At 71.0% G+C, this 25,727-nt stretch carries 28 protein-coding genes; 19 read left to right on the forward strand and 9 right to left on the reverse strand.

All coding sequences use genetic code 11. The features are described 5' to 3' along the window. Positions 1 to 24 precede the first annotated feature (24 nt). Complete coding sequence (locus BLQ76_RS05895) at positions 25 to 1,605, forward strand: hypothetical protein (protein ID WP_090670345.1); 1,581 nt, start codon at positions 25 to 27, stop codon at positions 1,603 to 1,605. Between the two features lie 10 nt (positions 1,606 to 1,615). Here BLQ76_RS05895 and BLQ76_RS05900 read toward each other — a convergent pair whose 3' ends face one another. Both BLQ76_RS05900 and pobA read right to left on the reverse strand, forming a co-directional pair. Beyond that, positions 1,616 to 3,061 (reverse strand): aldehyde dehydrogenase, encoded by a 1,446-nt coding sequence (locus tag BLQ76_RS05900; RefSeq protein WP_090670348.1) that lies wholly within the window; start codon positions 3,059 to 3,061, stop codon positions 1,616 to 1,618. Positions 3,062 to 3,141: 80 nt separating this feature from the next. After that, complete coding sequence (gene pobA / locus BLQ76_RS05905; RefSeq protein ID WP_090670351.1) at positions 3,142 to 4,314, reverse strand: 4-hydroxybenzoate 3-monooxygenase; 1,173 nt, start codon at positions 4,312 to 4,314, stop codon at positions 3,142 to 3,144. Positions 4,315 to 4,455: 141 nt separating this feature from the next. On the opposite strand from pobA, the gene BLQ76_RS05910 reads away from it, so the two are divergent. The 6 genes from BLQ76_RS05910 (at position 4,456) to BLQ76_RS05935 (ending at position 10,008) form a co-directional block, all read left to right on the forward strand. Then, the gene (locus BLQ76_RS05910) at positions 4,456 to 5,361 is read left to right on the forward strand and encodes a helix-turn-helix domain-containing protein (RefSeq protein ID WP_090670354.1); all 906 of its coding nucleotides are present in this window, start codon (positions 4,456 to 4,458) and stop codon (positions 5,359 to 5,361) included. A 143-nt stretch (positions 5,362 to 5,504) separates the two neighbouring features. Next, positions 5,505 to 6,677 (forward strand): ABC transporter substrate-binding protein, encoded by a 1,173-nt coding sequence (locus BLQ76_RS05915; RefSeq protein WP_090670357.1) that lies wholly within the window; start codon positions 5,505 to 5,507, stop codon positions 6,675 to 6,677. Positions 6,678 to 6,703: 26 nt separating this feature from the next. Further along, entirely contained in the window at positions 6,704 to 7,567 is an 864-nt protein-coding gene (locus tag BLQ76_RS05920; RefSeq protein WP_090670360.1) for a branched-chain amino acid ABC transporter permease, read from the forward strand. Then, positions 7,564 to 8,556: a branched-chain amino acid ABC transporter permease gene (locus BLQ76_RS05925; protein WP_090670363.1), complete on the forward strand. Its 993-nt coding sequence runs from the start codon at positions 7,564 to 7,566 to the stop codon at positions 8,554 to 8,556. The genes BLQ76_RS05920 and BLQ76_RS05925 overlap by 4 nt, the downstream gene beginning before the upstream one ends. After that, positions 8,553 to 9,317 carry an ABC transporter ATP-binding protein gene (locus tag BLQ76_RS05930; RefSeq protein ID WP_090670366.1) on the forward strand — a complete coding sequence of 255 codons (765 nt, stop codon included), beginning with the start codon at positions 8,553 to 8,555 and terminating at the stop codon, positions 9,315 to 9,317. Before BLQ76_RS05925 ends, BLQ76_RS05930 begins: the two co-directional genes overlap by 4 nt. After that, entirely contained in the window at positions 9,298 to 10,008 is a 711-nt protein-coding gene (locus tag BLQ76_RS05935) for an ABC transporter ATP-binding protein (RefSeq protein ID WP_090670369.1), read from the forward strand. Before BLQ76_RS05930 ends, BLQ76_RS05935 begins: the two co-directional genes overlap by 20 nt. A 7-nt stretch (positions 10,009 to 10,015) precedes the next feature. Here the strand turns inward: BLQ76_RS05935 and pcaQ are convergent, their stop codons facing one another. Further along, a complete protein-coding gene (gene pcaQ / locus BLQ76_RS05940) occupies positions 10,016 to 10,948 on the reverse strand; it encodes a pca operon transcription factor PcaQ (RefSeq protein WP_090670371.1) in 933 nt (310 codons plus the stop codon). 92 nt (positions 10,949 to 11,040) lie between these two features. On the opposite strand from pcaQ, the gene pcaD reads away from it, so the two are divergent. From pcaD to BLQ76_RS05965, 5 genes are read left to right on the forward strand one after another with little or no spacing between them, the layout of a single operon-like run. Continuing rightward, positions 11,041 to 11,826 (forward strand): 3-oxoadipate enol-lactonase, encoded by a 786-nt coding sequence (gene pcaD / locus BLQ76_RS05945; RefSeq protein WP_090670374.1) that lies wholly within the window; start codon positions 11,041 to 11,043, stop codon positions 11,824 to 11,826. Beyond that, positions 11,823 to 12,254 carry a 4-carboxymuconolactone decarboxylase gene (pcaC, locus tag BLQ76_RS05950; protein WP_210184147.1) on the forward strand — a complete coding sequence of 144 codons (432 nt, stop codon included), beginning with the start codon at positions 11,823 to 11,825 and terminating at the stop codon, positions 12,252 to 12,254. Before pcaD ends, pcaC begins: the two co-directional genes overlap by 4 nt. Next, positions 12,251 to 12,970 carry a protocatechuate 3,4-dioxygenase subunit beta gene (gene pcaH, locus BLQ76_RS05955; protein ID WP_090670377.1) on the forward strand — a complete coding sequence of 240 codons (720 nt, stop codon included), beginning with the start codon at positions 12,251 to 12,253 and terminating at the stop codon, positions 12,968 to 12,970. The genes pcaC and pcaH overlap by 4 nt, the downstream gene beginning before the upstream one ends. Next, on the forward strand, positions 12,967 to 13,593 hold the full coding sequence (pcaG, locus tag BLQ76_RS05960) for a protocatechuate 3,4-dioxygenase subunit alpha (protein ID WP_090670380.1): 627 nt from the start codon (positions 12,967 to 12,969) through the stop codon (positions 13,591 to 13,593). The genes pcaH and pcaG overlap by 4 nt, the downstream gene beginning before the upstream one ends. A gap of 26 nt (positions 13,594 to 13,619) precedes the next feature. After that, positions 13,620 to 14,672, forward strand: coding sequence for a 3-carboxy-cis,cis-muconate cycloisomerase (locus BLQ76_RS05965; RefSeq protein ID WP_090670382.1), 1,053 nt, complete (start codon positions 13,620 to 13,622; stop codon positions 14,670 to 14,672). Here BLQ76_RS05965 and BLQ76_RS05970 read toward each other — a convergent pair. Further along, positions 14,669 to 15,427, reverse strand: a complete 759-nt coding sequence (locus BLQ76_RS05970) for an IclR family transcriptional regulator domain-containing protein (protein ID WP_090670385.1) — start codon at positions 15,425 to 15,427, stop codon at positions 14,669 to 14,671. The two genes, BLQ76_RS05965 and BLQ76_RS05970, sit on opposite strands and share 4 nt — an antisense overlap. A gap of 115 nt (positions 15,428 to 15,542) precedes the next feature. Here BLQ76_RS05970 and BLQ76_RS05975 point away from each other — a divergent pair, with 115 nt between their 5' ends. From BLQ76_RS05975 to pcaF, 3 genes are read left to right on the forward strand one after another with little or no spacing between them, the layout of a single operon-like run. Further along, a complete protein-coding gene (locus BLQ76_RS05975) occupies positions 15,543 to 16,277 on the forward strand; it encodes a 3-oxoacid CoA-transferase subunit A (RefSeq protein WP_090670388.1) in 735 nt (244 codons plus the stop codon). Then, complete coding sequence (locus tag BLQ76_RS05980; protein WP_090670391.1) at positions 16,274 to 16,945, forward strand: 3-oxoacid CoA-transferase subunit B; 672 nt, start codon at positions 16,274 to 16,276, stop codon at positions 16,943 to 16,945. Before BLQ76_RS05975 ends, BLQ76_RS05980 begins: the two co-directional genes overlap by 4 nt. A 2-nt stretch (positions 16,946 to 16,947) precedes the next feature. Beyond that, on the forward strand, positions 16,948 to 18,150 hold the full coding sequence (pcaF, locus tag BLQ76_RS05985) for a 3-oxoadipyl-CoA thiolase (protein ID WP_090670394.1): 1,203 nt from the start codon (positions 16,948 to 16,950) through the stop codon (positions 18,148 to 18,150). A gap of 7 nt (positions 18,151 to 18,157) precedes the next feature. Here pcaF and yghX read toward each other — a convergent pair whose 3' ends face one another. From yghX to BLQ76_RS06010, 5 genes are all read right to left on the reverse strand, one after another. Continuing rightward, entirely contained in the window at positions 18,158 to 19,057 is a 900-nt protein-coding gene (gene yghX, locus BLQ76_RS05990) for a YghX family hydrolase (RefSeq protein ID WP_090670396.1), read from the reverse strand. Between the two features lie 80 nt (positions 19,058 to 19,137). Further along, positions 19,138 to 19,722 (reverse strand): transglycosylase SLT domain-containing protein, encoded by a 585-nt coding sequence (locus BLQ76_RS05995; protein ID WP_090670399.1) that lies wholly within the window; start codon positions 19,720 to 19,722, stop codon positions 19,138 to 19,140. A 155-nt stretch (positions 19,723 to 19,877) separates the two neighbouring features. Continuing rightward, the gene (locus BLQ76_RS06000; RefSeq protein ID WP_090670402.1) at positions 19,878 to 21,215 is read right to left on the reverse strand and encodes an SDR family oxidoreductase; all 1,338 of its coding nucleotides are present in this window, start codon (positions 21,213 to 21,215) and stop codon (positions 19,878 to 19,880) included. Beyond that, entirely contained in the window at positions 21,212 to 21,679 is a 468-nt protein-coding gene (locus BLQ76_RS06005) for a DUF2269 family protein (RefSeq protein WP_090670405.1), read from the reverse strand. The genes BLQ76_RS06000 and BLQ76_RS06005 overlap by 4 nt, the downstream gene beginning before the upstream one ends. 259 nt (positions 21,680 to 21,938) lie before the next feature. Then, a complete protein-coding gene (locus BLQ76_RS06010; protein WP_170842494.1) occupies positions 21,939 to 22,706 on the reverse strand; it encodes an alpha/beta hydrolase in 768 nt (255 codons plus the stop codon). A 225-nt stretch (positions 22,707 to 22,931) separates the two neighbouring features. On the opposite strand from BLQ76_RS06010, the gene BLQ76_RS06015 reads away from it, so the two are divergent. The 4 genes from BLQ76_RS06015 to BLQ76_RS06030 all read left to right on the forward strand — a co-directional run bounded on the left by BLQ76_RS06015 (position 22,932) and on the right by BLQ76_RS06030 (position 25,714). Further along, positions 22,932 to 23,297 (forward strand): hypothetical protein, encoded by a 366-nt coding sequence (locus BLQ76_RS06015; protein ID WP_090670411.1) that lies wholly within the window; start codon positions 22,932 to 22,934, stop codon positions 23,295 to 23,297. 158 nt (positions 23,298 to 23,455) lie between these two features. After that, a complete protein-coding gene (locus tag BLQ76_RS06020; RefSeq protein WP_090670414.1) occupies positions 23,456 to 24,220 on the forward strand; it encodes an amino acid ABC transporter substrate-binding protein in 765 nt (254 codons plus the stop codon). Positions 24,221 to 24,287: 67 nt separating this feature from the next. Continuing rightward, entirely contained in the window at positions 24,288 to 24,968 is a 681-nt protein-coding gene (locus BLQ76_RS06025) for an amino acid ABC transporter permease (RefSeq protein ID WP_090670418.1), read from the forward strand. Beyond that, complete coding sequence (locus tag BLQ76_RS06030) at positions 24,965 to 25,714, forward strand: amino acid ABC transporter ATP-binding protein (RefSeq protein ID WP_090670421.1); 750 nt, start codon at positions 24,965 to 24,967, stop codon at positions 25,712 to 25,714. The genes BLQ76_RS06025 and BLQ76_RS06030 overlap by 4 nt, the downstream gene beginning before the upstream one ends. Positions 25,715 to 25,727: the final 13 nt, after the last annotated feature.

Genomic DNA, 25,727 nt, shown 5'->3' on the forward strand with positions numbered 1-25,727 from the left:
GCCGAGGCAACCGGGAGTTTTGCGATGGTTCGGCATCGGCTCGTATCGGCTTTCGCTTTGACGCTTCTCGCGCCGGCCCCGGCGCCGGCACAAACGCCGGCCGCGGTCGCCTCGGCGGGCAGCGAGGCGGCCAAGGTGCCGGAAGCCGTCGCCGCGTTGCGCCGGACGCTGGAGACCTACCTCACGGCCGTTCCCTTCGAGCGCGGCCTCCTGCGCCTCGAGGCCGATTCGACCGGCCAGCGCCTCGTGATCGACCCCGCGCCGCTTCTCACCGATCTTGCCGGATCGGCGGTGCAATTCCGTCCGTTGCGCTACCGGCTCGCGGAGCGGCCCGACGGCGACTGGGACGTTTCCAGCGACGACGCGATCGAGGTCGAGGCCGCACCCACGGTCGAGGGACGAACGCAGACCTTTCTCTACCGGCAGGATAGCCAAAGCTTCCGGGGCGTCTTCTCGCCGGCACTCGCCGCCTTCTCGCAGGGTGAACTGCGGGCCGAAGGCACGCGCAACGAACAGCGCGATGCCCTGTCGAGCTCCGTTGCCGCGATCCGGTCCACCTCGTTCACGACGAGCGCCCGCGCGAATGCGGCGGGCGGGGCGGACGTCGAGTTCCGGCAGAGCTACGACGGGTTCCAGCAGACAACCACGGTCCAGGTCCCGCAGGGCGAGGGGACGCCGTTCTCCTCGTTCGGCTTCGACGTGGCCGCGACCGGGGTGCGGAGCGAGGGGCGCGCCGAGGGCGTGCGCACGGTCGCGATCCGCGATCTCTACGCCCTGGTGCTGCGCAACGCCGCCGCGCTCGAAGCCGATCCCAAGGGCGCCCTGGCCGGTCCCTTCGGCGCCGAGCTCAAGACCGCCCTGCGCGAGGTTCTGCCGCTGTGGGCTGGCCTGACCGGTTCCACGTCGGCCGAGGCGTTCCACGTCTCCTCGCTCTACGGCGACCTCACGATCGGGCAGGCGCGGCAGGATCTGCGCTTCTCCGGGATCGGACGCGATGCCGGTTTCGACATCGACATGGCCCTGTCGGGGATCGACGTTGCGAGCGCCTTCCTGCCGTCCTGGTCCGCCACGCTCCTGCCGGACGAGCTGACGTTCGGTTTCGCCATATCGGGCCTCGACCTGGCGGCGCCCGCCGATCTGGCGCTGCGCGAGGTCGATTTCCGGCAGGATCCGCCCCTGTCGCCCGAGGCGCAGGCCCGCGTCACCGCCGCCTTCAACCTCGAAAACATGCGCAGCGTCCTGAAGCCGGGTTCGATCCGCGCCCGGGACTACGACATCGCCTTCAGCGGCGCGTTCACGGTCCAGGATTCCAAGCCGGAGGCCCGGATCGCGGTGGATGTCGGCGGCCTCGACCAGGCCCTCACGACCCTGCAGGCCGCGGCCGCCACGCAGCCCGAGCTCTACCAGGCGGTGGGCGTGATCCAGTTCGCCAAGGGCATCGGGCGCCCGCGCGACGACGGGCGCCTCGAATGGATCGTGGAGGCCATGGCGGACGGCTCGGTCACCGTGAACGGCACGATGCTGAAAGGGCCGGATCCGGTCGCGCCGCCCCCGGGCGACGGGGCCCTGGAGGGCGACACGCCCCCCGACGCCACGGACCTTTGATCGCCGCGCCTCAGAACGGGTAGTGCTGGTTCGGGTCCTCGACCGTGATCCAGCGCAACTCGGTGAACTCCGCGATCGCGGCGGTTCCGCCGAACCGTCCGTATCCCGACGCCTTGGTCCCGCCGAAGGGCATCTGCGCTTCGTCGCCCACCGTCGGGCCGTTGATGTGGCAGATGCCGCTCTCGATCCGCCGCGCGACCTCCATCGCCCGCGAGACGTCGCGACCGAACACGGCGGCCGACAGGCCGTACTCGGTGTCGTTGGCCAGCTCCACCGCGTGGTCGGCGTCGCGGGCGCGCACGACGCACACCACCGGGCCGAAGCTCTCCTCGCGAAAGAGCCGCATCTGCGGCGTCACGCCGTCCACCACGGTCGCAGGCAGGATCGTGCCGGCACCTTCGCCGCCCGCTACCACGCGGGCGCCCGCCCGCACGGCGTCCTCCACCAGCTCTCCCACCGCCTCGGCCGCCCGGCGCGAGACCACCGCGCCGAGCACCACCGGCTCGCGCGGATCGCCGAAGGGGAGCGTGGCGGCCTTGGCGGCGAAGAGCTCGACGAAGCGGTCGGCCACGCGCTCGTCGACGATGATGCGCTCGGTCGACATGCAAATCTGGCCCTGGTTCAGAAAGGCGCCGAACGCGGCCGCGTTCACGGCCGCCTCGAGGTCGGCGTCGTCGAGCACGACCAGCGGCGCCTTACCGCCGAGCTCGAGCAGCACGGGCTTCAGGTGCTTGGCCGCCTCCATCGCGATGATGCGGCCGACGCGCGTCGATCCGGTGAAGTTGATGCGCTTGACGCGGGGGTGCGCCACCAGCGCCTCGACCACCTCCGGCGCGTCGGCGGCGGCGTGGGTGACGAGGTTCAGGACGCCTGCCGGCAGGCCGGCCTCGTGCAGCGTCTCGACGATCATGCGGTGCGTATGGGGACAGGTCTCGGAGGCCTTGAGCACCACCGTGTTGCCGCAGGCGAGCGGCATGGCGAACGCCCGCACGGCAAGGATCACCGGTGCGTTCCAGGGCGCCATGCCGACCAGGACGCCGACCGGCTGGCGGAACGCCAGGCTCAGCGTCCCCGGCTTGTCGGAGGGCACGACCTCACCCTTGATCTGCGTCGTCATGCTGGCTGCCTCGCGCAGGATGCGGGCGCCCAGCATGACGTTGAACCCGATCCAGGGCGAGGTCGCGCCGGTCTCGGCGCGTGCCACCTCGATGAACCGCGCGGTCTTCGTCTCCAGGAGGTCCGCCGCGCGGTTCAGGATCAGGCGCCGCTCGGTCGGGCCCGTGCGCGACCAGGCCGGAAAGGCTTGCGCGGCCGCCTCGACCGCCCGGTCGACGTCGGCCTTGCGGGCCGATGCGGCGCGCGTCGCGACCGCACCCGTCACGGGATCCTCGCGCTCGAAGGTCGCCCCGCCGGCGGCCGCCTCGTCGCGGCCCGCGATGATCAGGCTGATATCCATGCCGTTCCTCCCGTTCGCATCAGGTGCCGAGCTTTGACGCGCACCGGCCGTCCTGGAAAGCCGCCCGTCGTCCCGCGTCGTCAGAAGGGCAGGCCGACATAGTTGTCCGCCACGTTCGCCGCCGCGCTCCGCACGCTCACCACATGGTCGAACTCGGCGCGCTGCATGCGCTCGGCAAAGGCGTCCATCTCGGGGAAGCGGTGCAGCATCGACGTCATCCACCACGAGAAGCGCTCGGCCTTCCATACGCGGGCCAGGGCGCGCTCGGAGTAGCGGTCGAGCCCGGCGTCGCTCCGCTCCCGGTAATGCTCGATCAGACCGTTCGAAAGGTAGTGGACGTCGCCGGCGGCCAGGTTCAGCCCTTTGGCTCCGGTGGGGGGCACGATGTGCGCCGCGTCGCCGGCCAGGAACAGCGAGCCGAAGCGCATCGGCTCGGCCACGAAGGAGCGCAGCGGCGCGACGCTCTTCTCGATCGACGGCGTGGTGGGAAGTCCGTCGGCAATGGCGTCGGGAAGTCGCCGGCGCAGTTCCGTAAAGAAGCGCTCGTCGCTCCATTCCTCCACGCGCGTCTCCAGGGGCACCTGGACGTAGTAGCGCGAGCGCGTGGGCGAGCGCATCGACAGGAGCGCGAAGCCGCGCGCGTGGTTGGCGTAGACGAGTTCATGGGTCGCCGGCGGCGCATCCGTCAGAAGGCCGAGCCAGCCGAAGGGGTATACGCGCTCGAAGCACCGCAGCACCCTCTCCGGCACGGTGCGGCGGCCGATCCCATGAAACCCGTCGCAGGCCGCCACGAAGTCGCAGGCGAGGGTGCGCCGTCCGTCCTGCGCCGTGAAGGAAACGGAAGGGCGCGGGGTCTCGACGTCGTGGATCTCGACGTCCTGCGCCTCGAAGACCGTCAACCAACCGGCCCGCTCGCGCGCTTCCATCAGGTCGCGCGTGACCTCGGTCTGTCCGTAGACCGTCACGCTCGCCCCGCCCGTCAGATCCTCGAGGTCGAGGCGCAGGCGGTCGCCGTCGAAGGCGAGTTCGACGCCGGTATGGACGAGGCCCTCGCGATGCAGCCGCTCGCCGACGCCGGCTTCTTCCAGAAGGCGCACCGTTCCGCGCTCCAAGACGCCCGCGCGGATGCGAGACAGGACGTGCTCGCGCGTCGCGCGCTCCAGGATGATCGTGTCGATCCCGGCCCGTCCCAAAAGCTGGCCGAGCAGAAGTCCCGCCGGACCGCTGCCGATGATCGCGACCTGCGTTCGCACAGCTGACCGCCTCCTCGCATCCGTTGCGGCTCGCGCCTCCCGCGCCGCGTGTCGGGTTTGGATCCTAGCGACGCGTTGCGCCTTGCCGTACAGGCGGTTTCAAGCAAAGACTTGGACAATTCGATCCTTGGCGGCCTTCCCATGTGTTCCGTGCGTTCCGACCTGCTTCCGATCCCGGTCTATGCCCTCTATGGCGAGGCCGAGGGGCAGCGTCTGCGGGCGGGCGTCCACGCTGAGACGATCTCCAGTCGCTCGTCGGGGCTCGGCTGGCGCATCGCCCCCCATCGCCATTCCCATCTCTTCCAGGCGCTGCTCGTGACGGAAGGGCGCGCGAGCGCCAGCGCCGAGGGCCGACGCCTGGAACTCGTCGCGCCCGCGCTCGCCTGGGTTCCGCCGCTGGTGGTTCACGCCTACGACTTCACCCCGCATACGGTCGGGATCGTGGTGAGCGTGCCGAGCGCGATCCTGGAGAACGGCCTGGCGCTCGCGCCGGCCGTTCTAGGGCGCCTCGGCCGGTTCCTCACGCTGGACGCCGCGCTGCCGGGCGGCGACTGGGACGAGGCGCGCTTTCTCGCCCAAACGCTTCTGCGCGACTACGGGGATCTCGCCGCCGGGCGCGAGGCCGCCCTTTCGGCCCGTGCCGCCCTTCTCGCCCTGTGGGTGGCGCGCCGTGCGGATGCGGGGGAGGAGGGAAGCGGCGAGCCGCTGGTGCCGATCGTGCGCCGCTTCCTCGCACGTGTGGAGGCAAGCTATGCCGAGGCCGGGTCCTTGAGCCGCTACGCGCGCGAGATCGGCGTTTCGCCCTCGCATCTGACGCGGGCCTGCCGGCGCGTCACCGGCCGCTCGCCCGCACGCCTCATCCATGACCGGCGACTGGTCGAGGCCAAGCGGCTCCTGGCCTATACCGCCCTGCCGGTCGCACAGGTCGCCTACCGCCTCGGGTTTCGCGACGCCGCCTATTTCAGCCGCTTCTTCCGGGCGCGGGTCGGCACCGCGCCGCTCGCCTTCCGTCATCTCGCCGACGATTCGCTCGGCACTCACCCATGACCCGAGGGTTATGCTAGAGCGGGCGAAGGTGATTAGACGGCGCGACCTGCCGGCGGTTACCTGATCGTCGGAGAACGGCGCGAGGCGGGCGAGCAGGGCCCGATTCGGGACGCCGTCTGGGGTTTCTGGGAGGATTCCGTACCGTGACACGCCTGCCGCTCGGCCTCCTGGCCGCATCCGCCCTCGCGCTTCTCACGACAGGCGCCATCGCCGACACGATCAAGGTCGGCGTGATCGGCCCCTTCTCGGGGCCCTTCGCCAACCAGGGGCGAAACTTCCAGGCCGGCATCGACGCCTGGATGGCACTCAACGGCCAGGCGGTCGGCGACGACGAGATCGAGGTCGTCTACCGCGACCTTCCGGCGGCTGATCCGGCGCGCGCCCGCACGCTCGCCCAGGAACTCGTGGTCTCGGACGGCGTCCAGTATCTCGCCGGCGTCTACTTCACGCCCGACGCGCTCGCCATCGCTCCGCTTCTGGAAGAGGCCAACACGCCGCTCGTCATCTTCAACGCCGCGACCTCCGCCATCACCAAGCAGTCGCCGCTGATCGTGCGGACCTCGTTCACGCTGCCGCAGACCTCGGCGCCCATGGCCGCCGTCGCGGCCGAGCGGGGCCTGAAGCGCGTCGTCACTGTGGTCAGCGACTACGGGCCGGGCGCCGACGCGGAAGGCGCCTTCTCGACCGCGTTCGAGGCCAAGGGCGGCCAGATCGTCGAGAAGATCCGCATGCCGCTCGCCGCCAACGACTTCTCGCCGATCATGCAGCGGGTGCGTGCGAGCGGCGCCGACGCGCTGTTCGCGTTCCTGCCCTCCGGGCCGCCGACGCTCGCCTTCGCGCGCGCCTACAACGACAACGGGCTCAAGGGGGCGGGCGTCACCTTCCTGTCCACCGGCGACCTGACGCAGGAGTCCGACCTGCCGGCGCTGGGCGCGAGCGTGGAAGGGTTCCTCACGACCTTCCACTACTCGGTCGCCCACGACAGCCCGGAGAACAAGAGCTTCGTCGAGGCGGCCGGAAAGGCGATCGGCGACCCCAAGCTCCTGACCTTCCCCGCGGTCGGCGCCTTCGACGGCATGCGCGTCATCGCGAAGATGATCGAGGCGACCGGCGGCGAGCAGGACGCGGCGGCCGCAGTCGAGGCGGTGAAGGGGATGCGCTTCGAGAGCCCGCGCGGTCCCGTCACGATCGATCCCGAGACGCGCTCGCCCACCCAGACCATCTACCTGCGCGAGGTGGCCAAGGCGGGCGACGGCTTCGAGAACCGCGAGATCCAGAGCTTCGCCGACACGCCCGATCTCGGCTGGACGAAGTAGGACGCGCCCGAGCACGGGGAGGGGACATGCAGCTCGTGCTGTCGATCGCGGTGGATGCGCTGGCCTACGGCATGGTGCTCTTCGTGATCTCGATCGGCCTGTCGCTGACCATGGGGCTGATGCGCGTGGTGAACCTCGCGCACGGGGCCTTCGCGATGGTCGGCGGCTATGCCGCCTCGTGGCTCGGGACGTCGATGGGCGTGCCCTTTCCGCTGATGCTCGTGGGCGCCGTTCTCTTCACCGTGGCGCTCGCCCTGCCGCTGGAGCGCTTCCTGTATCGGCCGATCTACGGCCGGCCGGAGCTGACGCAGGTCCTGATGACGATCGGCATCACCTTCCTGATCATCGGCATCGCCAACTGGCTGCTCGGGCCGACGCTGAAGACGATTCCGCTGCCCGATACGCTGCGCGCGCCGGTGGACCTCGGCTTCCGCACCGTTTCGGCCCACCGGATCTTCGCGATCCTCAGCGGCCTTGCGATCGCCGCCGCGCTCTGGCTCCTGGTGGAGCGCACGAGCTTCGGCGTGCGCCTGCGGGCGAGTGTCGACAACGCCTCCATGGCGGCCGCCTTGGGCGTGCGCACCGAGCGCGTCTATGCGGTGAGTTTCGCGCTCGCCACGGGCCTGGCCGCGCTCGGCGGCGTCATCGGTGCCGAACTCCTGCCGATCGAGCCCTACTACGCGCTGCGCTACATGGTGACCTTTCTCGTGGTGGTCTGCGTCGGCGGCGCGGGCTCGATCCCCGGTGCGCTTCTGGCAAGCCTTCTCCTGGGTGCGGTGGACACGACGGGCCGCTATCTCATGCCGGACTTCGGCGAGTTCTTCTTCTACCTCGCCGTGATCGCGGTGATCCTCGTCTTTCCGCGCGGCCTGATGGGGCGCGCCGCATGAGCCTGACGCTGCCGCGCCTTGGCTCCGGCGGTCGGGAGAGGCCCGGCACCGGGCTTCTCGCCGACTGCGCGGGCACGCTGGTCGTGCTTCTCGCGGGCGTGGCCTGCTACTGGCTGTTTCCCACCAGCCTGTCGTTCCTGACAGGCCTGATCGCGCTGGCGTTGCTGGCGCTCTCGCTCGACCTCGTGACGGGCTACGGCGGCGTCGCGACGCTCGGCCACGCCGCGCTGTTCGGGGCGGGCGCCTACGGGGCGGGCATCGCGTCGGTGCATTTCGGCGTCGGCGACCCGCTGCTCCTTCTCCTCGTTGGCGCGGTCTGCGGTGCGCTGGCGGGCCTCGTCTCGGGCGCGGTGATCCTGCGCGCGCACGGCCTGCCGCAGCTCGTGCTCTCGATCGCCGTGGTGCAGCTGTCCGTCGAGATCGCCAACAAGGCGAGCGGCTGGACCGGCGGCTCGGACGGGCTCTCGGGCATCCGCCCCAGCCCGCTCTTCGGGCTCTACCGCTTCGACCTGTTCGGGCGCACCGGTTTCTGGCTCGCGCTCGCCGTCCTGGTCCTGACGGTCTTCGTGTTGCGCCGTCTCGTGCGCTCGCCCTTCGGTCTCCTCGTGCAGGGCATCCGGCAGGACCCGGTGCGCGTCCGGGCCATGGGGTCGCCGGTCTATCCGGTGCTCCTGCGCCTGTATGTCGTGTCGGGCGTGGTGGCCGGCCTCGGCGGGGCGCTGGCCGCCGTCTCGACGCGCGTCGTCGGTCTCGACTCCCTGTCCTTCACGAGTTCGGCCGAGGCGTTGGTCATGCTGGCGCTGGGCGGCGTCGGCACGATCTGGGGCGCGCTGGTCGGCACCTTCGTGTTCCTGTGGTTCGAGCATGTCGTCTCGGCCGCCAATCCGTTTCACTGGCTGACGCTGGTCGGCGCGCTCCTCGTCGCGGTCGTGCTCTTCGCCCCGCGCGGCCTCTACGGCTCGCTCGCCGCGCGAGGGCGGCGCCCGTGAGCGCGCTTCTGGAGATCCGGGGGCTCCGCAAGCGGTTCGGTGGCCTTGCGGTCACGGATGGCGTCGACCTGGCGCTGGAGCCGGGCGCGCGCACCGCGCTGATCGGGCCGAACGGGGCCGGCAAGACCACGCTGATCAACCTCGTCACCGGACAGCTTCTGCCGGATGCGGGAACCGTGACGCTTGACGGTCGCGACGTGACGCGAGCGCCGACCGTGGAGCGCGTGCGCGCCGGCCTCGTGCGCTCCTTCCAGGTGACGCGGCTCTTTCCCGACCTCAGCCCGCGCGACCATCTGGCGCTCGCGATCCTGCAGCGCGAGAACCGCTCGGGTCGCATGTTCGGCCACTACGAGCGCGACCCCGCGCTGACAACGGAGATCGATGCGCTGCTCGCCGGCCTGCGCCTGGCCGAGATTGGCCGCCGCCCGGTGGCCGAGATCGCCTATGGCCAGCAGCGCCTCGTCGAACTCGCGATCGCCCTGGCGCTGCGCCCGCGCGTTCTGCTTCTCGACGAGCCCGCCGCCGGCGTGCCGCAGAACGAGACGCGGCTGATCGAGGAGGCGCTGGCCGAGCTTCCGGCCGAGCTCGCCGTCCTGATGATCGACCACGACATGGACCTCGTGTTCCGCTTCGCGCGCGAGGTCGTCGTGCTGGCGGCGGGGCGGGTGATCTTCGCCGGCCCCGCCTCGGCCGTCGCCTCGGACCGGGGCGTGCGCGAGGCCTATCTCGGGAGCTATGCCGATGCCCGCGCTGGAGGTTGAGGTGGACCGGCTCGTCGCCGGCTACGGCCCGACCGTGATCCTGGAGGACGTGTCGTTCCGCGTGGCGGCCGGCGAGCGTCTCGCGATCCTCGGGCGCAACGGCATGGGCAAGACGACGCTTCTCGCCAGCCTCATGGGCCTGACGCGCCAACGGTCGGGGCGCATCCGCGTCGGCCAGGACGCGATGGAATCGCTGCCCACCTCGCGCCGCGCGCTGGGCGGGCTCGGCTACGTGCCGCAGGGGCGCGACGTCTTCCGCTCGCTCACGGTCGAGGAGAATTTGCTGGTCGGCCTGAAGGGGCGCGAGCGCGGCGCCGTCGAGGAGGCCTACGCGCTCTTCCCCCGTCTGCGGGAGCGGCGGCGCAATCTCGGGCATCAGCTCTCCGGCGGCGAGCAGCAGATGCTGGCGACCGCCCGCGCCATCCTCGGACGACCCGGCGTCCTGCTCCTCGACGAACCGCTCGAGGGCCTGGCGCCGATCGTGTGCGAGGAGCTGATGACGGCCTTCGGCGCGCTTGCGGCGCGTGGCGACATGACGATCCTTCTCGTCGAGCAGCGCGTCGAGTCGGCGCTCGCCTTTGCCGATACGATCCTTGTCCTGGAACGCGGCCGGCTCGCTTGGCATGGGCGCGCGGCGGCCTTCGAACCCTCGCTGGTGGAACGCTATGTCGGGGTCGGCTCGCTGCACTGAACCCGCCTCAGGCGGGGCCCATCACGATGCGGGCGCTCTCATGGAGGTTGGCCAGGAAGATCTCGGCCGAGGCGGGAAGCGCGACGCGCGCGCGGCGCGTCACGCCGACCGCGCCGCGCGTCGTCGCCATGTCGAGCGGCAGGCGCCGCAGCGTGCCCTCGGCCAGATCGCGCGCCACGACCCCTTCCGAGATGATCCACACCGCGTCCGTATCCAGAAGAAAGGCGCGCCCGAAGGCGAGCGACACGGTCTCCACGACCCGCAGGGGCGCCGGGATGCCCGCCGACAGGAGGAAGCGGTCCACCACCGAGCGGATCACCGAGCCCGGCGGCGGCACGAGCACGAGAGCGGTTGCGATCGCCGCCGGACGGAAGGCCGGTGCGGCGAGAAGCGGGTGGTTCGGGCGCACCGCCAGGCACAGCGGCTCGGAGTAGAGCGGCTCGAACAGGAAGCCGTCCATCGCCTCCGGGTCGGCCATGCGACCGATCACGACGTCGAGCTGGCCCTCTCGCAGCTGCGCCAGCAGGTAGTCGTTGGGTCCCGTCACGACGCGCGGCACCGCGCCGACGCCCTCGGCGAGAAACCGCTGCATGGCCATCGGCATCAGGCGCGCCGAGACGGTCGGCAGCGCACCGATGCGCAGCGGCAGCGAGGCCGGATCGCGTGCCGCCTTGAGCGCCCGCGCGCCCTCGTCGAAGGCTTCCAGTCCCGCCTCCGCGTGACGCAGGAAGAGCAGGCCGAAGCTCGTCAGGGTCACGGTGCGGTGCGCCCGATCGAAGAGCGCGGCGCCCAGCAGCGTTTCCAGCTCGCGTAGCGTCTTCGACACGGCGGGCTGCGTGACGTGCAGCCGCTCGGCGGCGCGCGACACCGATCCGACACGCGCGACCGCCACGAAGGTCGCAAGGTGCCGCAAGCGAACGGCGGGGTCGAGCGCTACCATCTGAACCTCCCGGTTATGAGTTCGGCCCGAAACGTCAATTTACATGAGCGATCCTCGTCCCCTACGCAGGTCGGGGCAAGGAGGACGAAGGAATGACGTTCGCGCGCGTCGAACAACGGTTGGTTCACTACCGGATCAAGGGTGCGGGACCGCGCGTCGCGTTCCTCAACTCGCTGGGAACCGACATGCGAATCTGGGACGCCGTGGTGGAACGGCTGGCCGACCGCTTCGAATGCCTTCTGGCCGACATGCGCGGGCACGGCCTGTCGGATGCGCCCGCCGGCCCCTACGCGATCAGCGGGCTGGCGGACGACACGCTCGGGCTTCTCGACCATCTGGGTTGGGGCCGCGTCCACCTGGTCGGACTCTCGGTCGGCGGTCTCGTCGCACAGGAGATCGCCGCGCGTGCGCCGGCCCGTGTGGCGGCGCTCGCGCTTCTCGACACGGCCGCGCGCATCGGCGAGCCCGCGATGTGGAACGAGCGCATCGCCGCGGTCGAGGCGGGCGGCACGGCCGCGATCGCGGACGGCGTGATCCGCCGCTGGTTTTCCGCCGGCTACCTGTCCCGCGAGCCCGACGCAGCGGCCGGTTGGCGCAACATGCTCGCCCGGACGCCGTCGGCCGGCTACGCGGCGACCTGCGCGGCCATTCGCGACGCCGACCTGACGGAGCGCCTTGCCGCGATCCGGGCACCGACCCTCGTTCTCGTCGGCGACGAGGACCAGTCCACCCCGCCCGACCTCGTGCGCGCGACGGCGGACCGCATCGCAGCAAGCCGCTTCGAGGTCGTCGCAGGCGCCGGTCACCTTCCCCCGGCGGAGCAACCGGCCGAGACGGCCAGGCTCCTGGCCTTGCATTTCGAAAGGAGCCACCCGTGAGCGACACGACCTCCGAGACCCCGCGCTTCGAGGCCGGCATGGCGGTGCGTCGCCGCGTGCTCGGCGCGGCGCATGTCGAGCGCGCCGAAAAGGCGACCACACCCTTCGACGCGCCGTTCCAGCGCTTCATCACGGAGGGCGCCTGGGGCACGCTCTGGGCGGGCGACCGCCTCACCTTGCGCGAGCGCTCGCTCGTCACGATCGCGCTGCTCGCCGCGCTTGGCCAGGACGACGAGGTCGCCCTGCACGTGCGCGCCACGCGCAACACCGGCGCGAGCGAGACGGACGTGGCCGAAGCGCTGATGCATGTCGCGGTCTATGCCGGCGTGCCGGCAGCCAACCACGCGATCAAGATCGCCAAGCGCACCTTTGCCGAGATGGCGGCCGAGGGCACGATGCGGGACGTGACCGGGGAGAGCGGGCGATGAGCTACTTCCAGCGCGACCGGGAGCGCCATCCGCCGGCGCTCACCCCCGCCTACAAGACCTCGATCCTGCGCGCGCCGCGCCACGCGCTCCTGTCGCTGCCGACCACCTTGTCGGAGGAGACCGGCCCGGTCTTCGGCCACGACATGATCGGGCCGCTCGACAACGACCTCATCCGCAACTTCGCAAAGGACGGCGGCGAGGCGATCGGCCAGCGCATCGTCGTCTCGGGCCGGGTGCTGGACGAGGCGCGCCGCCCCGTGCGCGGCGCGCTGGTGGAGTTCTGGCAGGCCAATGCGGGCGGACGCTACCGCCACAGGAAGGAGAGCTACCTCGCAGCGCTCGACCCGAACTTCGGCGGCTGCGGGCGCTGCATCACGGACGACGAGGGCGGCTACGCCTTCCGCACGGTGAAGCCGGGCGCCTACCCCTGGCCGAACGGCGTCAACGACTGGCGCCCGGCGCACATCCACTTCTCGGTCTTCGGTCACGCCTTCGCGCAGCGCCTCGTCACGCAGATGTACTTCGAGGGCGATCCGATGATCTGGCAGTGCCCGATCGTCCGCACGATCCCCGACGCGTCCGCGATCGAGCAGCTCGTCGCGCTCCTCGACCGGCGCGCGACGATCCCGATGGACGCGCTCGCCTATCGCTTCGACATCGTCCTGCGCGGCCGCCGGGCCACGATGTTCGAGAACCGGCCGGAGGGAAACGGATGACGCTGCCGCTCGACTACCTTCCCGAGTCCCCGTCGCAGACGGCCGGTCCCTACGTCCATATCGGCACCAACCCGAACTGGGTGGAGATCACCGGCGTCTGGCGAAACGATCTCGGCCTCGTGCTGGTCGGGCCGGACACCCGCGGCGAGCGCATCCTCGTCGAGGGCCGCGTCACCGACGGGGCGGGCGCGCCGGTGCGCGACGCGCTGGTCGAGATCTGGCAGGCCGACGCTGCCGGGTTCCACCCCTCGCCCGCCGAGACCCGCGGGCAGGCCGACCCGCATTTCGCGGGCTGGGGCCGCCAGCCGCTCTCGGCCGAGGACGGAAGCTTCCGCTTCGAGACGATCCGACCGGGCCGCGTGCCCTATCCCGACGGGCGCCTCCAAGCGCCGCACATCACGGTCTGGATCGTGGCGCGCGGCATCAACGTCGGCCTCCACACGCGCCTCTACTTCTCCGACGAGGAGGAGGCGAATGCCGCCGACCCGCTCCTGAACCGCATTCCGGAGCCGGACCGCCGCGCCACCCTCATTGCGGAACGCTCCGAGCGCGACGGGCTCGCCGCGTTCCGCTTCGACATCCGGCTCCAGGGCGAGCGCGAGACCGTGTTCCTCGACATGTGAGCCCGATGGCTCGAGAAGGAGGGCCGATGACGCCCATGAACCGGCCGCTGGTCGAGAGCCTGACCGGCGATCCCGCGATCGCGCGGCATTTCGCGGCCGACGCCGAGCTTGCGGCCATGCTCCGCTTCGAGCGCGAGCTCGCCGCCGCGCAGGCCGCGCTCGGGCTCGCCCCGGCGGAGGCGGCGAGCGCCATCGGTCGTACGGCGGATGCTTTGCGCTGGCCATGGGCGGCGGAGGATATCCGCCAAGGCATGGCGCGCGACGGGGTGCCCGTGCCCGCCCTCGTGCGGGCGCTGCGCGCGGCGGTCGGCGTGCCGCATGATGCCTTCGTTCATCAAGGCGCGACCAGCCAAGATGTCGTCGACACCGGGCTGATGCTGCGGATCCAGGCGGTGTTCGGGGAGTTGCGCACGCACCTCGACACCCTTCTCGGCGCGCTCGACGGGCTTGCGGAGCGTGACGGGTCGGTCGCCGTCATGGCGCAGACGCGCATGCAGGCCGCGTTGCCCTTCACGGCCGCCGACAAGATCGCGACCTGGCGCACCCCGCTGGCCGAGGCCGCGCGGCGCCTAGACGAGCGGGCGTCGCGCCTTCCCATCCAGCTCGGCGGCCCGGTCGGCACGGGCGACAGCTTCGGGCCGCGCGTCCGGGAGCTGCGCGCAGACCTCGCCCGGCGCCTTGACCTGCTCGATGCCGCACCCTGGCACAGCGACCGCACGCCGATCCTCGACGTGGCGCAGCTCTTCGCGCTTCTGGCCGGCACGCTCGGCAAGGTCGGGCAGGATCTCGCGCTTCTCACCCAGACCGATCGCGGGGCGATCCGCCTCGCGAGCGGCGGTGGGTCGTCCGCCATGGCACACAAGAGCAACCCGGTGGGCGCGGAGGCGCTGGTGGCGCTCGGCCGTCTCAACGCCGGGCTGCTTGGGCTGCTCGCCCAGTCGCTGATTCACGAGAACGAGCGCTCTGGCGCGGCCTGGACGCTGGAATGGATGGTGCTGCCGCAGATGGCGGAAGCCGCCGGCGCCGCGCTGCGCATCGCGACCGACCTCGTCGATGGCGCGCGGTTCCAGGCGATCTAGCGCAGGACGCGCCGTAGGCCGTCCTGCACCCGCAGGAGTTCCGGCAGAGTCTGCGCCACCGCGTCGTCCGGGTGCCCGTCGCCCGCCGCGAACCCGGTGTTGAGCGCGGCGACGACGCGCCCGTGCGCCGAGTGGAGCGGCACGGCGAGCGCCCGAAGACCCATCGCCACCTCCTGGTCGATCACGGCGTAGCCGAGCCGACGCGCCTCGCCCACCCGCGCCATGATCTCGTCCGGCGCCGTCAGGCTGCGCGGCGTGCGGGGCGAAAGGTCGGAGCGTTCGACGAGGGCGCGCGCCTCCGCTTCCGGCAGGCTCGCCAGAAGCACTCGTCCCATCGAGGTGCAGTGCGCCGGCAGGCGCGAGCCCGGCATCAGCCCGACCGGCATGAGCCGGCGCTGCGCGGCGCGCGCGAGGTAGACAATCTCGGTCTCGTCGAGGACCGAGACCGAGGTGGACTGGCCGATCCGCTCCGAAAGCTGGTCGAGCCAGGGCTGGACGATCTGGGGAAGCGGCAGCGCGGCCAGTGCGCCGAGGCCGAGGCGCAGGACACGGGGCGTCGGCGAGAAGTATTTTCCGTCGTAGTCGGCGTAGCCGAGGTCGTGCAGGGTCAGGAGGCAGCGCCGCGCACCGGCCCGGTCGAGCCCGGCGATCGCCGCCGCCTCGCTGACCGACAGGCGCGGTCGCTCAGCGCCGAAGGCCTCGAGCACGCGCAGGCCCTTGGCCAGGGACTCGATATGGTCGCGATTGTTCGCCATGCGAACACCTGTCTACACCGCGCGCACAAACGCGGCCAGCGTTCCGTTTGCGCGTGAAGACAGGGCATCAACGGGCTAGATCGGGACCCGAGGGCGAGCTGCGGGAGGCGAGACGTTGGACAAGACGATCGAGAGTTTGAGCGAGGCGGTGGCCGCAATCGCGGACGGCGCCACGGTGATGATCGGCGGCTTCGGCGGCTCGGGCGCGCCGATCGAGCTGGTCCACGCCCTGATCGACCGGTTCCTCGCGACCGGTTCGCCGACGGGCCTGACGGTGGTCAACAACAATGCCGGCAACGGCCACGTGGGCCTTGCCGCCCTGATCGAGCAGGGCATGGTCGCAAAGCTCGTCTGTTCCTTTCCGCGCTCGGCCGACCCGCGCGTCTTCACGGAGCGCTACCAGCGCGGCGAGATCGAGCTGGAGCTGGTGCCGCAGGGCACGCTCGCCGAGCGCATCCGGGCCGGCGGCGCCGGCATTCCCGCCTTCTACACGCCCACCGCCTACGGCACGGATCTGGCCGTGGGCAAGCCGACGGCCGAGTTCGACGGGCGCACCTACGTCCAGGAGCGCTGGCTCAAGGCCGATGTGGCGCTGGTCAAGGCGGAGGCGGGCGACCGGCTCGGCAACCTCGTGTTCCGCAAGGCCGCCCGCAACTTCGGCCCTCTCATGTGCATGGCCGCCGCGCGCACGATCGTGCAGGTCTCGCGGATCGTCGAGCCCGGCGCGATCGACCCCGAGCATGTGGTCACGCCCGGCATCTTCGTGGCGGGCGTCGTCGAGGTGCCCGATCCCGCGCAGGAGGAGCTGCTGAACCGCGCGGGCGCGCGCTACCCGGAGGTCGCCGCATGAGCGCGCGTCTGTCGAATGCTCAAATGGCCTGGCGGGCCGCGCAGGACATCGCGGACGGCGCCTACGTCAACCTCGGCATCGGCCTGCCCGAGATGGTGGCGCGCTTCCAGCCGCCCGGCCGCGAGGCGATCTTCCATACCGAGAACGGCATCCTCGGCTTCGGCGAGGCGCCGCCCGAGGGCGCGGAGGACTGGGACCTCATCAACGCCGGCAAGAAGGCGGTCACCGAGAAGCCCGGCACGGCCTTCTTCCACCATGCCGACTCGTTCGCCATGGTGCGCGGCGGGCATCTCGATGTGGCGATCCTCGGCGCCTACGAGGTGGCCGAGACGGGGGACCTCGCCAACTGGTCGACCGGCCCGAAGGGCGTTCCGGCGGTCGGCGGGGCGATGGACCTCGTGCATGGCGCCAAGCGCGTCGCCGTCCTCACCGACCATGTGACGCGCGACGGCAAGCCGAAGCTGGTGAAGCGCTGCTCGCTGCCGCTGACGGGCGTCGCCTGCGTCACGCGCGTCTATACGAGCCTCGCGGTCGTCGATATCGAGGGCGGGCGCTTCATCTTGCGCGAGAAGCTGCCCACGCTTGGCGTGGACGAGCTGCAGGCGCGGACCGGCGCGGAACTCGTGCTGCCCGACGGGATCGGCGACCTCGTCGCCCCGGAGCTCTGACCATGGCGGATGCCTTTCTCTGCAGCTTCGTGCGCACGCCGATCGGCCGCTTCGGCGGCGCGCTCTCCGCCGTCCGGGCGGACGATCTCGGCGCCGTGCCGCTGAAAGCCCTGATGGAACGGCACGCTTCCGTGGATTGGGAGGCGGTGGACGACGTCGTCTTCGGCTGCGCCAACCAGGCGGGCGAGGACAACCGCAACGTCGCGCGCATGTCGCTGCTTCTGGCCGGCCTGCCGGCCGGCGTGCCCGGCACCACGATCAACCGCCTTTGCGGCTCGGGCCTCGACGCGGTGCTGACGGCCGCGCGCATGATCCGGGCCGGCGAGGCGGATCTCGTGATCGCGGGGGGCGTGGAGTCGATGAGCCGCGCGCCCTTCGTCATGCCGAAGGCGGAGAGCGCCTTCTCGCGCCATGCCGAGATCCACGACACGACCATCGGCTGGCGCTTCGTGAACCCCATGATGAAGCGGCAGTACGGCGTGGATTCCATGCCCGAGACCGGCGAGAACGTCGCCGAGGACTTCCGGGTCAGCCGCGAGGATCAGGACCGCTTCGCCCTGCGCTCGCAGGAGAAGGCCGCGGCCGCCCAGGCGAACGGGCGGTTGGCCCGCGAGATCGTTCCGGTCGTCATCCCCCAGCGCAAGGGCGACCCGAAGGTGGTGGACACGGACGAGCACCCCCGCGCCACGACGATCGAGGCGCTGGCCAGGCTGCCCACCCCGTTCCGCGAGGGCGGCACGGTGACGGCCGGCAACGCGTCGGGCGTCAACGACGGAGCGGCGGCGCTCGTCGTGGCGAGCGAGGCGGCGGCAAGGCGGCACGGGCTCGAGCCGATCGCCCGCGTGCTGGGTGGGGCGGCGGCCGGCGTTCCCCCGCGCATCATGGGCATCGGCCCCGCGCCCGCCTCGCAGAAGCTCATGCGACGGCTCGCGCTGACGCCCGCCGACTTCGACGTAATCGAACTCAACGAGGCCTTCGCATCGCAGGGCCTCGCGACGCTGCGCGAGCTCGGGATCTCGGACGACGACGCGCGCGTGAACCCGAACGGTGGGGCCATCGCGCTCGGCCATCCGCTCGGCATGTCGGGCGCGCGCATCATCGGCACGGCGGCGCTGGAACTGGCCCTGACGGGCCGGCGCCGCGCGCTCGCCACCATGTGCGTCGGCGTCGGCCAGGGCATCGCGGCGGCGATCGAGCGGGTCTGATGCCCGCTCAGGCGAGGTAGCGGCGGAACCAGTCGATCGTGCGGTCCCAGGCGAGGTTCGCCGCCGCCTCGTCGTAGCGCGGCGTCGAGTCGTTGTGGAAGCCGTGGTTTACGCCAGGATAGACGTAGGCCTCGTAGGTCTTGCTGTTCGCCTTGAGCGCCGCCTCGTAGGCCGGCCAACCCTCGTTGATGCGCGTGTCGAGCTCGGCATAGTGGATCAGGAGCGGCGCCCGGATGCGCGGCACGTCCTCGGCGCGCGGCTGGCGTCCGTAGAAGGGAACGGCCGCCGCCAGATCGGGCCGCGCGACGGCCGCCATGTTGGCGACGCCCCCGCCGTAGCAGAAGCCCGTGATGCCGACCTTGCCCGTCGTCGCCTCGTGCGCGGCGAGAAAGTCGACCGCGGCCAGGAAGTCGTTCATGAGCTTCTCCGGGTCGACCTGCGACTGCAGCTCGCGCCCCCGCTCATCGTTGCCGGGATAGCCCCCCACCGACGACAGGCCGTCCGGGGCCAGCGCCACGAAGCCGGCCTTGGCGACGCGCCGCGCGACGTCCTCGATATAGGGGTTGAGTCCCCGGTTCTCGTGCACGACCACGACGCCCGGCACCTTGCCCGCCGCCTTGGCCGGGCGAACCTGATAGGCGCGCACCTCGCCGTGGCCGTCGGACGAGGGGTAGGTGACGTATTCCGGCACGATATCGGGGTCGGTGAACTCGACCTGTGTCGCCAGCGCGTAGTTCGGGCTCATCGCGGAAAGGATCGCGGCCGCCGTCAGCCCGCCCACCGCGAACTTGGCGGCGCGGTCCAGAAACTCGCGCTTGGTGACGCGCCCGTGGGCGTAGCCGTCGTACAGCTCCAGAATCTCGGGCGGAAAGTCCTTCGCCGTCAGGCGTCGCTCGGTCTCGGCCATGCTCGTCCTCCCCTGCGGGCCGGGGCCCGGCCGCTCTCCCGGAGAGAGAACACCGGGTGCGCCGGAATGCCAAGCGCGGCTCAGCAGCGCGGCAACTGCGCCGCGTAGCGGCGGGCCATGTCGGCGGCCCGTCTGGCGCCGCGCAGCGCCTCGGGCCGCCCCTCCCAAACCCGCCGCTCGAAGCCGGCATGGCCGGAATGGTAGGCGAGGTAGAGGCGGTAGGCGTCCCCTCGGTCGATGCCGAGCCGCCGATGGCTGTCGGCATGATACCAGCCGATGAAGTGAACCGCGTCGGAGAAGCGGTCGCGGCGTGCGCCGGTGCGGCCCGTCCGGCGCTGGTACTCCGCCCAGGTGCCGTCGAGCGCCTGAGCGAAGCCATAGGCTGTGGACGGGCGCTTGCCGGGAATGAAGCCGAGGATCCAGCGACGCGGCGGACGGGCGCGTGGCTCGAAGTTCGACTCGGCCTGGATCGTCGCCATCAGCACCGCGACGGGCACGCCGAACTCGTTGGACGCGCGCGTCACATCGCGCCGCCAGTTCGTCACGAGACCGGAGCGCTGCTCGAAGATCGCGCAGCTGTTGGCCGTGTTGCGGGGTGCCGAGGCGCATCCCGACAGCGCGAGCACGGCGAGAAGCGGCAGAAGAAGCGTCGGGCGGCGTGTCATGGACGCCGAGGCTAGGGAGCGATGGTTTCCGATCCGTTGACCCGCCGGAACCCTTTCGTGATCGCGTCGCGATCTGCGGGACCGCTGTCTCGCCGGAACGCGATGCCCCCAGCCGGGCGAACGCCCGGCTCGCAAGGGTGCGTCGTGCCGATCGGCTACCGGTCTTCCAGAAGAGCCAGCCCCACCATCATCAGGACGATGGCCGGTCCCGTCTTCACGAGCGCTCCAAGCGGCTCGATCCACATGTCCGGCGTCAGGACGGCGGCGCTGATCATGTAGCAGACCGACAGCGCGATGCCGGCAGCCAGGCCGAGGCGGCAGGTTCGCCGGTTGGCGATCAGGACGCCGATCGAGATGTCCATGAGGCTGGTCGCGACCGTGACGGCCCTTGCGAACGGCGCGGCGAAGCCGTGGTCGGTGAGGATGCGCACGGCCGCATCGAAGGCGACCGAGAGCGCGATGGCGCCGGACACGATCCAGAAGACGACAAGAACGCCGAGGACGAGAGCCTTCAGCATGTAGAGGCGCGCGAACCAACGCTCCTGCACCGTGGCCGCGACCGCCTGCAGAACCGCGGCGCCCGGTTCTGCCGTCAGGCCGGTCGCCTCCCGCCAGGCGGTCGCGTCGCCGGCGACGCCGCGCCGCATCTCCGCGATCGCCGTGGAGCGGACGGGCGGACGCCAGCCCAGGCGCGCGGCTCCGTCGCCGGCGAAGCCGGCCAGGGTCAGCATCGCGTTCGGGACCCGGAGCCTGCGGGTCGGTCCGGCCAGACGAGCCGTGAGCGCGGAAACGACATCGCCGACGCGGGTCCCGCCGTCGTCCATGACATCCCAGCTCGCCTGCCAATCGCGGCGTCCTGCGCGCCACGCCTCGAGCAGGACGACCGCCGTCCGACCGATATCCCGGGCGTCGGTGACGGCGAAGGGGCGATCCGCCAAGTTCCGGGGAAGACCGAACGGCAGAACGGCCAGCGACCGCATCAGGGCGCTGCCGCCATAGGCCGCCTCCGTGACGACGAAACCGGGTCGCAGGATGACATAGGACAAGCCCGAGCGTCGGATCGCCGCCTCGGCGGCCCGCTTGGCGAGACTGAAGTCCGTCCGGTCCTCGTCGGTATGACCCGGGATCGACACATGCACCAGGAGCGGAGAGGGTCCGTCCCAATCCGCCAGAGCGTTCACCAGTCGCTCCACGAAGCCGCGATTGGCATCGGATGCCGACAGGCCCGGCGCGTCCTGGAGGACGCCGACGCAATTGATGACGACGTCCGCCCGTGTCGCGGCGAGCGACCGGCGCAAGCTGGTTTCGTCGGCCTCCACCAGCGGGCAGCGCAGCAGACGGCCCCGCCACGCCTCCTGCTGAACGGGCGTAAAGCGCCGCGCCACCGGAATGGGTGCGTAGCCCTGAGCTGCCAGAAACCCGCAAAGCGCTTCGCCGATCAGGCCCGAGGCGCCGAGGATCGCCACCGTGGGTTTGCGCTCCGTGTCGGTCATAGGGCGGGCCGCGCGATCATGAGCCACAGGATGGCCATCACCGAGCCGAACCCGGGAAAGCCGCAAAGGAACCAGATCCGGTAGAGGCGATGGTAGGCTTGCGGGAGCGCCTGACCCGAGGCCGCGGCCGATCGGGCCAGATCGCGCATCCGCATCTGGATCCAGACGACCGGAAGCCAGAAGGCGCCGGCCACGACGTAGAGCGCGAGCGCCAGGCCGAGCCAGCCGCTCCCAAGCGGAACGCCCATCATGTCCGCCAGAAGATACCCGGTGACCGGCTGGATCGCGACGGCGCTGGCCGTGAACAGGAGGTCGGCCACCACGACCACGCCTGCGGTCCGGGCCACAAAGGCCGCGTCCTGCGTGCGGTGCGCCATCAGCATGAAGAAGGCGATCCCCGTTCCCGTTCCCAGGATCACGATCGCGCCCAGCACATGGATGTATTTCAGAAGGAGATAGTCCAAGCGACCTCCGCCGAGCGATCGGGGCACCCGGCCCGGGCGGGACGAGAGCAGGGCCTCTTCATACGCGGGAAAGGTGAACCGTCTGCGCCCGGCGACCCGGGGCAGGGTGCCGCGGGGTCGCTGGTCGTCAAGGAGATTGCGACCCGTCGCTGTCCCCCGAACCTTTCTGCAAGCCGTCGCTCGCATCGGCAAAAGACGGCATAGCCGGTCCCCCTGGACCTGCCGGAGCCGCAGAGTTCGCTGAAGCCGGCACGACCCGCTAGCGCGTTGCCGCCTCGATCTGCCGCACGCTGTGGGCCATCAGGGCGCGGCGCGTATCCAGCTGCGACCAGCCGTGATCGGCGCCGGGATAAAGCGTCAGCTCGGCCTGCGGCCAGATCTCGGCATAGCGATGCGAATAGCGCGGCGGGACCACCGCGTCGCTTTCGCCGTGATGGAGGTGAACCGGCCCGGCATACGCATCGAGGCCCTGGAAGGGATCGTAGTTTTGGAAGCCCGCCGCGAAGGCGGGGCCCAGCGCCTGTCCCTCGACGTCGAACGGATGGTCGTCATCGATTCGCCCCATGGGGCGGCCGAGGATCTCTCCCCGTGCGACCTCGTCGGCGCTGGCGGCGGCCGGCGCCCAGAGCGTCAGGCTCGCGACCGTCTCCGGCCTGCGGCCGGCCAGCGTCGCCAGTTCCATGCCGCCCAGCGAATGACCCACCAGATGCAACGGTCCCGGAACGCTGTCCACCATGGCGGACAGCTGGGCGATCTCGTCGGGCACGGCGACATCGAAGAAGGCGCCGTCGCTTTCGCCGTGGCCGGCTCGGTCGAAGGCCGAAAGCGCGAAGCCGCGCGCGGCGAGCCGGCGGGCGAAGTCCACGATCATCCGGCCCGAACCCATGCGGTTAGCGGAAAAGCCATGGGCGAACAGGATGTGAGCCCGGGGCTCGTCGGGTCCGTACCGCGTGCCGCGCAGCGCGCGCCCCTCGTGAACGATCTCGATCGACCGGGTCTGCGATAGGGCATTCCTCGACACGGACATCGGATCCTTCTCGCCTCGAATGGTTGGCTCCCTCAACATCCGACAGCCAAAAGGGTTCGCCTGCCTCGGCCTTTTCGCGGGTTGCGGGCGCGCGGAAGGGTGGGCGGATGCGGCGGGCCGTCGTGCAAGCCCTCGTGATCGACGCGGGCGGGCCGCCCCCTCGTCACCTCCGAACGGCTCACCATCTAGGGGCGACCCTTCGCTTTCCATCAACGGACACGCACCATGCGCCCGATTGCGCCCCTTCTCCTGACGCTCGCCCTTCTCGCAGGCTGCACCGACGAGACGAGCACCGCGCCCGCCGCCGGCACCGCGGCGACGACGACCGCCCCGGTCCAGCGCACCACGGCCGACGAGGCGCGCGAGGCCGGCGAGGCCCTTCGCGATGCGGGCCGCGAGGTGGGCGATGCGGCGTCCGCGGCCGCGCGCGACGTGCGCGACGCCGCCGCGCCGACGCTGGAGCGGGCCCAGGAGGCCGGCTCGCGGGCGCTCGACGCCACGCGCAACGGTCTCAACGACCTGGCACGCGGCGCTGCCTGCCAGACCGCGCGCGGCGCCAACGACGCGGCCGGCATCGCGGCCAACTGCTGACGGCTCTTGAGAGGGCCGGTCTCGCTGGAGAGCGGCTTGCGCCGGATGGGCATGGGAAAAAACGTTCCGCCATCGGCGGTTCGGCGCCAAGCCGTTCCTTGAGGATCGGCGGGCGCTGTCCCAAGTGTCCGGCCATTCAACGAGCCGGAAAGCCTCCCATGAAGCGTCTCGCCCTTCTTGCCGCCGTCGCCCTTGCCACCCTTGCGGGCCCCGCCATGGCCGGCAGCCTTCAGGACATCCAGTCGGCCAAGGCGCTGCGCATCGGCACGGAGGGCACCTACGCGCCCTTCACCTATCACGACGCCTCGGGCGCACTGGTCGGCTTCGACGTCGAGATCGGGCGCGAGGTCGCCAAGCGTCTCGGCGTCGAGCCGGTGTTCGTGGAGGGCAAGTGGGACGGTCTGATCGCCGGCCTTGCCGCCGATCGCTACGACGCGGTGATCAACCAGGTCGGCATCACGGAGGAGCGCAAGGCGCGCTTCGACTTCTCCGATCCCTATATCGTCTCGCGTGCCGTGCTAATCGTGAAGCAGGGCAACGAGGACATCAAGAACTTCGCCGACCTCAAGGGCAAGCGCGCGGCGCAGTCGCTGACGTCGAACTACGGGCGCATCGCGGAAGGCGCCGGCGCCACGCTGGTGGGCACCGATGGCTTCGACCAGTCGATCCAACTCGTGCTGACCGGGCGTGCCGATGCCACGATCAACGACAACCTGTCGTTCCTCGACTTCCGCAAGCAGAAGCCCGATGCGCCGGTCGAGGCGGTCGCCTCGCAGGACGAGGCGGCCGCTTCCGGCATCATCGTCCAGCGGAACAATCCCGATCTCGTCGCGGCGATCAACAAGGCCCTGGCGGAGATCAAGGCGGACGGTACCTACGAGCGTATCTCGCAGACCTACTTCGGCGCCGACGTCTCGCGCTGATCGCGGCGGGACCCAACATTTGAGGCGGCGGCCGAAGCCGTCGCCCGCCCGAGGGATACGCCGGACCTTGCCGCCCTTTCTGGAGCTCATGCTCAACTCGGCCTGGCCGCTCCTGCGCGCCGGGCTCGTCTTCACCATCCCGCTGGCGATCCTGTCGTTCGTCTGCGGCATCGCGCTCGGCTTCCTGACGGCGGTGGCGCGGCTCTTCGCGCCCGCGCCCGTTGCGGCGATCGCGCGCTTCTATGTCTGGTTCATTCGCGGCACGCCGCTTCTGGTCCAGCTCTTCGTGATCTTCTACGGCCTGCCGAGCGCCGGCATCCTGATCGACGCCTTTCCCGCGGCCCTGATCGGCTTCTCGCTCAGCGTCGGCGCCTACACGTCCGAGATCATCCGCGCCGCGCTGTCGTCGATCCCGAAGGGCCAATGGGAGGCGTCCTACGCCATCGGCATGACGCGCGCCCAGGCGTTGCGGCGCACCGTGGTGCCCCAGGCCGTGCGCGTCGCCATCCCGCCCTTGTCGAACTCCTTCATCTCGCTCGTGAAGGACACATCGCTCGCCGCCGCGATCACGGTGCCCGAACTCTTCCAGCAGGCCCAGCGCATCGTCGCCGTGACCTACGAGCCGCTCATCCTCTATATCGAGGCCGCGCTCTTCTACCTCGCCATCTCGTCGGTCCTGTCCGCCCTTCAGTCGCGCCTCGAGCGCCGCTTCTCGGGCACCGGCGCGTTCGCGGAGGCGCGCGCATGATCCGCGTCTCGGGTATCCACAAGCGCTTCGGCACGAACGAGGTCCTGCGCGGCATCGACCTGGAAGTGCGAAAGGGTGCGGTCACGGCGCTGATCGGACCGTCGGGCTCGGGCAAGTCGACGCTTCTGCGCTGCCTGAACCTCCTGGAGGTTCCCGATCGGGGTCAGCTGGAGCTCGACGGTCCTCCGATCCGCTTCGAGCCCGGTCGCCGTCTCGACAGTCGTCAGGTTCTGGCGATCCGGCGCTCCACCGGCATGGTGTTCCAGAACTTCCAGCTCTTTCCCCATCGCACGGCGCTCGGCAACGTCATGGAGGGGCTGGTGGTCGTGCTCGGATGGACGCCGGAGACGGCACGGGCGCGGGCGAGCGAGCTGCTCGGCAAGGTCGGGCTCGCCGAAAAGGCGGACAGCTATCCCGCGATGCTCTCCGGCGGCCAGCAGCAGCGCGTGGCGATCGCCCGCGCTCTGGCCGCCTCGCCGAAACTTCTCCTGTGCGACGAGCCGACCTCCGCGCTCGACCCCGAGCTCGCCGCCGAGGTCGTCGAGGTTCTCGGCGCGCTGGCGGGCGAGGGGACGACCATGCTGATCGCGACCCACGACCTGCGCCTGGCCGACCGCATGGCCCACCATGTCGCCTTCCTGCAGGACGGCGTCGTCGTCGAGGAGGGCTCCCCCGACCGCTTGTTCCGCCAGGCGGCCGATCCGCGTACGATCCGCTTCGTGCGGACCCTCGCCGCCGCGTCCTGACCGCGCGCTGCTG

The sequence above is a fragment of the Aureimonas jatrophae genome (assembly GCF_900104035.1).
Lineage (GTDB): Bacteria > Pseudomonadota > Alphaproteobacteria > Rhizobiales > Rhizobiaceae > Aureimonas > Aureimonas jatrophae.

Excerpts from the sequence above, each read along its gene's own strand:
- BLQ76_RS05980 (WP_090670391.1), top strand. The coding sequence starts at position 16,274 with ATGAGCGCGCGTCTGTCGAATGCTCAAATGGCCTGGCGGGCCGCGCAG.
- pcaF (WP_090670394.1), top strand. The coding sequence starts at position 16,948 with ATGGCGGATGCCTTTCTCTGCAGCTTCGTGCGCACGCCGATCGGCCGC.
- BLQ76_RS05910 (WP_090670354.1), top strand. The coding sequence starts at position 4,456 with ATGTGTTCCGTGCGTTCCGACCTGCTTCCGATCCCGGTCTATGCCCTC.
- BLQ76_RS05895 (WP_090670345.1), top strand. The coding sequence starts at position 25 with ATGGTTCGGCATCGGCTCGTATCGGCTTTCGCTTTGACGCTTCTCGCG.
- BLQ76_RS06010 (WP_170842494.1), bottom strand. The coding sequence starts at position 22,706 with ATGTCCGTGTCGAGGAATGCCCTATCGCAGACCCGGTCGATCGAGATC.
- BLQ76_RS05970 (WP_090670385.1), bottom strand. The coding sequence starts at position 15,427 with ATGGCGAACAATCGCGACCATATCGAGTCCCTGGCCAAGGGCCTGCGC.
- BLQ76_RS05925 (WP_090670363.1), top strand. The coding sequence starts at position 7,564 with ATGAGCCTGACGCTGCCGCGCCTTGGCTCCGGCGGTCGGGAGAGGCCC.
- pcaQ (WP_090670371.1), bottom strand. The coding sequence starts at position 10,948 with ATGGTAGCGCTCGACCCCGCCGTTCGCTTGCGGCACCTTGCGACCTTC.
- yghX (WP_090670396.1), bottom strand. The coding sequence starts at position 19,057 with ATGGCCGAGACCGAGCGACGCCTGACGGCGAAGGACTTTCCGCCCGAG.
- pcaD (WP_090670374.1), top strand. The coding sequence starts at position 11,041 with ATGACGTTCGCGCGCGTCGAACAACGGTTGGTTCACTACCGGATCAAG.
- BLQ76_RS05995 (WP_090670399.1), bottom strand. The coding sequence starts at position 19,722 with ATGACACGCCGCCCGACGCTTCTTCTGCCGCTTCTCGCCGTGCTCGCG.
- BLQ76_RS05920 (WP_090670360.1), top strand. The coding sequence starts at position 6,704 with ATGCAGCTCGTGCTGTCGATCGCGGTGGATGCGCTGGCCTACGGCATG.
- BLQ76_RS06020 (WP_090670414.1), top strand. The coding sequence starts at position 23,456 with ATGAAGCGTCTCGCCCTTCTTGCCGCCGTCGCCCTTGCCACCCTTGCG.
- BLQ76_RS05935 (WP_090670369.1), top strand. The coding sequence starts at position 9,298 with ATGCCCGCGCTGGAGGTTGAGGTGGACCGGCTCGTCGCCGGCTACGGC.
- BLQ76_RS05965 (WP_090670382.1), top strand. The coding sequence starts at position 13,620 with ATGACGCCCATGAACCGGCCGCTGGTCGAGAGCCTGACCGGCGATCCC.
- BLQ76_RS06015 (WP_090670411.1), top strand. The coding sequence starts at position 22,932 with ATGCGCCCGATTGCGCCCCTTCTCCTGACGCTCGCCCTTCTCGCAGGC.
- pcaG (WP_090670380.1), top strand. The coding sequence starts at position 12,967 with ATGACGCTGCCGCTCGACTACCTTCCCGAGTCCCCGTCGCAGACGGCC.
- pcaH (WP_090670377.1), top strand. The coding sequence starts at position 12,251 with ATGAGCTACTTCCAGCGCGACCGGGAGCGCCATCCGCCGGCGCTCACC.
- BLQ76_RS06000 (WP_090670402.1), bottom strand. The coding sequence starts at position 21,215 with ATGACCGACACGGAGCGCAAACCCACGGTGGCGATCCTCGGCGCCTCG.
- BLQ76_RS05900 (WP_090670348.1), bottom strand. The coding sequence starts at position 3,061 with ATGGATATCAGCCTGATCATCGCGGGCCGCGACGAGGCGGCCGCCGGC.
- BLQ76_RS06030 (WP_090670421.1), top strand. The coding sequence starts at position 24,965 with ATGATCCGCGTCTCGGGTATCCACAAGCGCTTCGGCACGAACGAGGTC.